Here is a 6,932-nt window from a genome sequence, read left to right as displayed (position 1 = left end):
GGGCATGGGACGCATCAAACGCTTCAAGCGCGTCGCGCTACGCTGCGAAAAGACGGCTCGAAACTTCCGATCCATCGTCAGTTTCGCCGCAGGCCTCTGCTTGATCAAATTCGTCCACACGGCCTAGGTCGGGTTGGCACCCCGGAAGAGGCGGCAGGCGCGGTCTATCTGTTTTGCGCGCCGGAATCGAACTTCATCTCGGGTCAGCATATCATCTGCGGCGGCGGTTTCACGATCTGAAACCGCACGGCTGTCGGCAGTCTTTTTCGTGCTGCCGACGGCCGGACCACCTTGCCACGAATTTCCGGGGGATCGCCAATAAGGGTTTGACATTTGGCGCCATACCTAACAAGTGTTAGTTATGTGTAGAATTGCAGAATAACCCCATGTCTGAACTCGCAACGAACCAGGCGGCTCCGCAAACGCGCAACCCGGTTGGGCGAGAGGGCGTGCTTGATGTTGCTGCCCGGCTTTTTCGTGAGCAGGGCTATGGCTCTGTTTCGCTGAGGAAAATCGCTCAGGTTGGGGGGATCAAGGCGGGCAGCATCTATTATCACTTCGGCTCAAAGGACGAGATCGTGCTGTCGATACTCGACGCTGGCATCAAGGCCGTCCACGCTGAAATGCGCCGTGCCGTTCTTTCGCAAGCAGCCGACGCAAGCGCCGAAGTCATCTTGCGCGCTGCAATCACGGCGCATTTACGCGCCCTTCTGGATGTCAGTGATTACTCTTCGGCGAATGTTCGCATCTTCGGCCAGGTGCCGCAGTCTGTCCGGGACGCCAACCTGCCTACACGCCGTTCCTACGAAGCAGAGTGGGACAGTCTGCTGGCCCGGCTGCAGGTGGGGGGCGCGTTGAAACAGAATGTGGATGTCCGCCACCTGCGGCTGATGCTGATCGGCGCCCTGAATGCCACACTTGAATGGTTCGATCCTGCGCGCGGCAGCGTCGAAGCGCTGGCAGAGACTTACGCCGACGTGTTCGTTCACGGAATACTCGAGAAACAGGATGTCTGATACATGGCGCGGCTCGAAACCAAGGTAATTGCATCGTCGGAGGTCTATGCACGCAACCATGCGGCGCTGAGCGCGCGGGTTGAAACCTTGCGGGAACGGATTGCCGCGGCCTCTGGTGGCGGACGCCCGGAAATGGTTGAACGCCATCGCAACCGCGGCAAACTTCTGGTTCGCGAGAGGATTGACCTTCTGGTGGATCCGGGCACGGCCTTTCTGGAACTGTCCTCTCTGGCGGCATTCGGGCAATATGGTGGCGAGGTTCCCGGAGCAGGGATCGTCACGGGTATCGGGATCGTTCACGGCCTGCCGTGCATGATCATCGCAAACGATGCGACGGTGAAGGGCGGCTCCTTCTACCATGAGACGGTGCAGAAACATATCCGCGCGCAGGAAATCGCGGCGGAAAACCGGATGCCCTGCCTTTACCTGGTGGATTGCGGCGGCGCCTATCTGCCCGAACAGGATCGGGTCTTTCCCGATGCGCGTCATTTCGGCAATTCCTTCTATCGCCAGACCAATATGTCAGCGTCAGGCTTGCCGCAAATCTCGGCGGTGTTCGGCGGCTGCACGGCAGGCGGGGCCTATATTCCCGCACTGTCGGACGAGGTCATCATGGTGCGGGGCAATGCGCGCATCCATCTTGGCGGGCCGTCCATCGTCAAGGTCGCCATCAACGAAGAGGTGGATGGTGAAACATTGGGCGGGGCCGAGATGCATTCGCATGTCTCGGGCGTATCCGATCATCTGGCCGAGGACGAGTATCACGCGCTGGCGCTGATGCGTGACATCCTGGCCGAATTGGGCCAATCACGCCCGATGCAGCCCGACGCCACCCCCGCGCCGCCTGCTCATGACCCCGGGGAACTGCTGGGCATCATCAGCGCCGACCGCAAACAACCATATGATATGAAAGAGGTTTTGCTGCGCATGATCGACGCGGGAGAGTTCCGCGAATTCAAACCCGGCTGGGGTGAGACATTAGTCTGCGGCACGGCGCGTATCCATGGCTATCGCGTGGGAATTCTGGCCAATAACGGGGCGCTTCTCTCTGAAAGCTCGCTGAAGGGGGCGCAATTCGTGTCCATGTGCGACCAGCGAAACATCCCCCTGCTGTTCCTGCATAACATTTCGGGTTTCATGGTCGGCACCGATGCCGAACGCGGCGGTATTGCCAAGAACAGCGCCAAACTGGTCTACGCCATGTCCGTTGCCAAAGTCCCGCGCCTTTCCGTGCTGCTGGGTGGCTCTTACGGGGCGGGAAACTACGGCATGTGCGGACGCGGGTTTGCGCCGAATTTCCTGTTTGCCTGGCCGACCGCGGAACTGGCCACCATGTCGGCCGACATTGCCACCAACGTTATGCTTGAACTGCGCCGGCAAAAAGGTGGCGACCCAGCCAGAATGCAAGCGAACCTGGAGCGGATCGAAGCCCAGGTTCGTGCCCAATACGGCAAACAGTCCGACCCCTATTACGCGACATCGCGGCTGTGGGATGACGGGCTGATCGAACCGGGCCAGACCCGCGATATTCTGGGGCTGTGCCTGGCCATCGTGACATCGGTGCCCGATGCCGGACGCCATACCCCTGTCTTCAGGATGTGAGCTGCACCCATGACCCAGAGTTACAGGAAGATCCTTGTTGAAACCGACGCCCGTGGCGTTGCGACGATCACGCTTGATCGGGCAGACAAGCACAATGCCCTGAACGGCGACCTGATCGCCGAGCTTTACGACGCCGCGGAAAGACTGGCCGCAGACGCGTCTGTGCGCATTGTCGTTCTGACCGGTAACGGCAAAAGTTTCTGCGCGGGCGGGGATTTCAACTGGTTTGCGTCGAATGTCGAAAAGACGCGCACCGAGCGGGTCGAGCAAAGCGCGACCCTTGCGCGGCTTCTGCGCCGTCTTGACACAATGCCCAAGCCCCTGATCGGCCGGATCAACGGCCCGGCCTATGGCGGCGGGGTCGGCATGATTTCCGTCTGCGACTACACGATCGGCGCCGGGGGGGCGCAGTTCGGACTGACCGAGGTGAAGCTGGGCCTTTTGCCGGCCAATATATCGCCCTATGTCGTGGCCCGGATCGGCAAGGTGCATTCGCGCGAAACCATGTTGTCGGGTGCCTTGTTCGACACCGCACGCGCAGAACGGATCGGGCTTCTGACCGAGGTCGTCGCGCCCGACGATCTGGACGCCGCCGTGGAACGGGTGGTGCGCGATCATCTTCAGGCAGCACCCGGCGCGGTTGCGGACACCAAGGCGCTGATTGCCTATGTCGCCAGCCATGACCTTGAAACAAACATGATCTACACCGCCGACCGGCTGGCCGACGCCTGGGAAACCAGCGAAGGCATCGAAGGCATCAACAGTTTCCTGAACAAGGATACGCCGTCATGGCGGGTGAAATGAGCTTTACCCGTGTCCTGATCGCGAACCGTGGCGAGATCGCCCGCCGCATCCAGCGCGCCTGCCGCAAACTGGGCCTGGAAAGCGTGGCAGTCTTTTCGGGGGCCGACCGCGACGCGCCCTTCGTGGTCGAGGCGGACCATGCCATTTGCATTGGTGGCGCCGCACCGGCCGACAGCTACCTGAACATCCCGGCCATTCTTGAGGCCGCGCGCGCGGCAGGCGCAGGCGCGGTGCATCCGGGCTATGGTTTCCTTTCGGAAAACGCGGATTTCGCGGCCGCTGTGAAAGCGGCAGGGCTTGTGTTCATCGGCCCCGAAGCTGATGCCATTGCGCGCATGGGCTCCAAGATCGAGGCCAAGGCCGCCGCCGAGGCCGCAGGCGTGCCCGTTCTTCCCGGCTATCGCGGGACAGATCAATCCGACGCAAGATTGCAGGACGAGGCACGGGCGCTTGGTTGCCCGTTTCTCGTCAAGGCCAGTGCAGGTGGCGGAGGGCGCGGGATGCGCCTTGTGACCGATCTGGACGACGCGGCAGAGGCCATCGCCTCGGCCCGGTCAGAGGCAAAAGGCGCGTTTGGCGACGCGACGGTGTTTCTGGAGCGCTACGCCCCCCGCGCACGACATATCGAGGTGCAGGTTCTGGGCGACAACCATGGCCGCGTGCTGCATCTGGGCGACCGAGACTGTTCGCTTCAGCGAAACCACCAGAAGCTGATCGAAGAGGCCCCCGCCGCCGATCTGCCCGAAGCCCTGCGCACCGACATGCGCGCGGCGGCGGTGCGGCTGGCGCAGGCCATTGGCTATCGTTCGGCCGGGACAGTGGAATACCTCTATGATCCGGCAAGCGGCGACTACTATTTTCTCGAGATGAACACCCGCCTCCAGGTAGAGCATCCCGTGACCGAGGCCATCACGGGGATTGACCTTGTGGAATGGCAGTTGCGCATCGCGCGGGGCGAGGCGCTGACGCTGGCGCAATCCGATATCCGGTTCGACGGGCACGCAATCGAGATCCGCATCGCTGCCGAAAACCCGGCAGAAAACTTCCGCCCCGAGACAGGCCGGATCACCCTTTGGGCGCCGCCCGCAGGCGCACGGCTGGACAGCGGCGTCAAGGCGGGTTCGGTCGTCAGCCACCATTACGATTCCATGCTGGCCAAGCTGATCGTGCACGCACCCGACCGGGCCGGCGCGATCCGCCAGGCGGTCGCCGCTCTTGATACCTTCGCCGTCGGCGGCGTGGGCCTGAACCTGACCTATCAGCGCGCGCTTCTGACCCACCCCGATTTCCAGGCGTTCCGGCATCACACTTCGGGCTTGCCCGAGATGTTGCCGGGTGGCTGGAACGAACCCGATGACCAGGGCACGGCATTGGCCGCCATCGCCTTGCATCTGAACCTTTCCCCTGCAAATGATAGCCCATGGCAAAGCCTTGGCGGCTGGCGCCTCACCGGTCCCGCCGGGCGGCAGGGCATGGCCTCATACTGGCACGGCAGCAGCGATGAACCGTTGCGGGTGGGCGGCGGCAAATCACAGCTCACGGTGATGCTGCTGGAAGGCCAGAGCGTCACGGTAGAGGCCCCGGAATTGAACGCCGGTCGGCTAAGCGGCCGGGCCAATGGCGTTCCCTTCTCTCGTGTCGCCCATGTCGAACGCGCGGAGGCTTGCTGGCGGGTGCATGTGCAGACCCCGGCCGGAATGACAACACACCAGTTCCAAGTGCTTCAGGATCGTCACCTGCGACGCTCCAGCCATCAGGCCGCTGGCGATGATACGCTGGCCGCCCCGATGCCGGGCGCCGTTGCCGAAATCCGCGTCGCCCCGGGCGACCGTGTCGCGGCGGGCGATACGCTGGTGGTGCTGGAAGCGATGAAACTGCTTCAAAGCCTGCCCGCGCCTGTCACGGGCGTGGTGGCCGAAATCTACTGCGCGCCAGGCGATACCGTCGCCGGGAACGCTCCCCTCGTCAAACTTTATCCGGAGAACCAGACATGACCAGACAGGATGCGATTGGAACTGCCAGCGGGCCATTCAACGAAGACCTCGAAATGATCCGCGGCCAGTTGCGCCGGTTCATCGAAACCGAGGTGACGGCCAAGGCAGACGCCTGGGAAAAGGACGGCATGGTGCCGCGCGACGTGCTGCGCCGGATGGGTGATCTGGGCGTGCTGGGTATGCGCTATGACGAACAATACGGCGGCGCAGGGCTGAACGTGATGTCCAGCGTGATGCTGGCCGAAGAGGTTGGCCGCTCGACCTTCGGCGGATTTTCGGCCACTGTTCTGGTCCATACCGACATGGCCTCGCCGCATCTCGAAAATGCAGGCACAGCCGAACAAAAGGCGCGCTGGATGCCGGCGATCACCTCGGGCGAAAAGATCGCCGCCGTCGCGGTGACCGAACCGGGTGCCGGGTCCGACGTGGCGGGTATGCGGACCCGTGCGGTGAAGGACGGATCGGACTGGGTGTTGAACGGCACCAAGATGTTCATCACGAACGGCGTTCATGGCGACCTGTATTTCGTCGGCACCAAGACTGACCCCGATGCCAAGGGATCGCGCGGGATCACTATGTTCGCAGTCGAAAAGGGCACGCCGGGCTTTTCGGTCGGCCGGGCGCTGAACAAGACCGGCTGGCTGTGTTCTGACACGGCCGAGTTGATCTTCCAAGATGTCCGCGTGCCGGCCGAGAACATTTTGGGCGAGGTCAACCGCGGCTTCTATTCGGTGATGAAGAACTTTCAGAACGAACGGATCGTTCTGGGCGCGATGGCCTGCGCCGAGGCGCAGTCCGCACTCGACATGACTGTGGATTATGTCAAACAGCGAAAGGCCTTCGACGGCGTCCTTTGGGACAAGCAGGCCGTGCGCCAGCGTCTGGCCGATTGCCAGACCCGGATCGAAGCCGGACGTCAACTAGTTTATCACGCCGCCGGTCTGGATGCCGCGGGGAAAGACTGCGTAAAGGAGGTCTCGATGGTCAAGGCTTATTGCGGCGAACTCGTCAACTCCGTGCTTTATGACTGTGTGCAATTCCACGGTGGTATGGGCTACATGCGCGAAACACCCGTCGAGCGGATGTCACGTGATGCGCGTGTCCAGGCCATCGGGGGCGGCGCGACCGAGGTGATGCTCGAGGAAGTCGCCAAGCGCATGTGACGCCGACTGTCACTGTACGGCTCTGTTGCACAAATCGAGTGATGGGCGGCCCTCCCCTTTCCCCGGACAGACCTATCCTGCGACCTCTGTGATGGGTGTGCCGATCGCGGTGAACCCGTTGAGGACTGCGACACGGACTTGGAACTCAGCAACCTGACGGTCGAACTCCCGCGCGGACAGGAGAGGTGGCTCCGCGAATTCGGACAGTCACGTGAGTGGATTTCGCGCCTGCAGGCGGCGAGGATATCGCCGCAGTTCAGGAGCATTGGATGACCAGACGAACCCGCCGCACCCATTCCCCGGCGTTCAAGGCGAAGGTGGCATTGGCCGCGTTGAAGGGCGAGAAGACGCTG

General features: G+C 62.4%; 5 protein-coding genes and 2 pseudogenes. 6 read left to right on the top strand and 1 reads right to left on the bottom strand.

Going from position 1 to position 6,932, the window contains the following annotated elements:
- The 6 genes and pseudogenes from ABLE93_RS26570 to ABLE93_RS26545 form a co-directional block, all read left to right on the top strand.
- Positions 1–240: pseudogene (locus ABLE93_RS26570) on the top strand (3-oxoacyl-ACP reductase); the annotation flags it as partial.
- 146 nt (positions 241–386) lie between these two features.
- The gene (locus ABLE93_RS26565; protein WP_348842673.1) at positions 387–1,016 is read left to right on the top strand and encodes a TetR/AcrR family transcriptional regulator; all 630 of its coding nucleotides are present in this window, start codon (positions 387–389) and stop codon (positions 1,014–1,016) included.
- A gap of 3 nt (positions 1,017–1,019) precedes the next feature.
- Positions 1,020–2,618, top strand: a complete 1,599-nt coding sequence (locus ABLE93_RS26560) for an acyl-CoA carboxylase subunit beta (RefSeq protein WP_348842672.1) — start codon at positions 1,020–1,022, stop codon at positions 2,616–2,618.
- A 9-nt stretch (positions 2,619–2,627) separates the two neighbouring features.
- Positions 2,628–3,422, top strand: coding sequence for a crotonase/enoyl-CoA hydratase family protein (locus ABLE93_RS26555; protein ID WP_348842671.1), 795 nt, complete (start codon positions 2,628–2,630; stop codon positions 3,420–3,422).
- Positions 3,407–5,416: an ATP-binding protein gene (locus ABLE93_RS26550; protein WP_348842670.1), complete on the top strand. Its 2,010-nt coding sequence runs from the start codon at positions 3,407–3,409 to the stop codon at positions 5,414–5,416. The genes ABLE93_RS26555 and ABLE93_RS26550 overlap by 16 nt, the downstream gene beginning before the upstream one ends.
- Positions 5,413–6,579 carry an acyl-CoA dehydrogenase family protein gene (locus ABLE93_RS26545; RefSeq protein ID WP_348842669.1) on the top strand — a complete coding sequence of 389 codons (1,167 nt, stop codon included), beginning with the start codon at positions 5,413–5,415 and terminating at the stop codon, positions 6,577–6,579. The genes ABLE93_RS26550 and ABLE93_RS26545 overlap by 4 nt, the downstream gene beginning before the upstream one ends.
- Before the next feature lie 72 nt (positions 6,580–6,651).
- Here the strand turns inward: ABLE93_RS26545 and ABLE93_RS26540 are convergent.
- Positions 6,652–6,759: pseudogene (locus ABLE93_RS26540) on the bottom strand (IS5/IS1182 family transposase); the annotation flags it as partial.
- Positions 6,760–6,932: the final 173 nt, after the last annotated feature.

It is taken from the genome of Xanthobacter pollutisoli, assembly GCF_040044995.1.
In the GTDB taxonomy this organism is placed as follows: Bacteria; Pseudomonadota; Alphaproteobacteria; order Rhizobiales; family Xanthobacteraceae; genus Xanthobacter.
The sequence above is the reverse complement of the archived record's forward strand: the minus strand, read 5'-3'. Positions and strand labels throughout refer to the sequence as shown.

What these genes read in the sequence shown, in the direction of transcription:
- ABLE93_RS26565 (WP_348842673.1), top strand. Translation starts at nt 387, where the DNA reads ATGTCTGAACTCGCAACGAACCAGGCGGCTCCGCAAACGCGCAACCCG.
- ABLE93_RS26560 (WP_348842672.1), top strand. Translation starts at nt 1,020, where the DNA reads ATGGCGCGGCTCGAAACCAAGGTAATTGCATCGTCGGAGGTCTATGCA.
- ABLE93_RS26555 (WP_348842671.1), top strand. Translation starts at nt 2,628, where the DNA reads ATGACCCAGAGTTACAGGAAGATCCTTGTTGAAACCGACGCCCGTGGC.
- ABLE93_RS26550 (WP_348842670.1), top strand. Translation starts at nt 3,407, where the DNA reads ATGGCGGGTGAAATGAGCTTTACCCGTGTCCTGATCGCGAACCGTGGC.
- ABLE93_RS26545 (WP_348842669.1), top strand. Translation starts at nt 5,413, where the DNA reads ATGACCAGACAGGATGCGATTGGAACTGCCAGCGGGCCATTCAACGAA.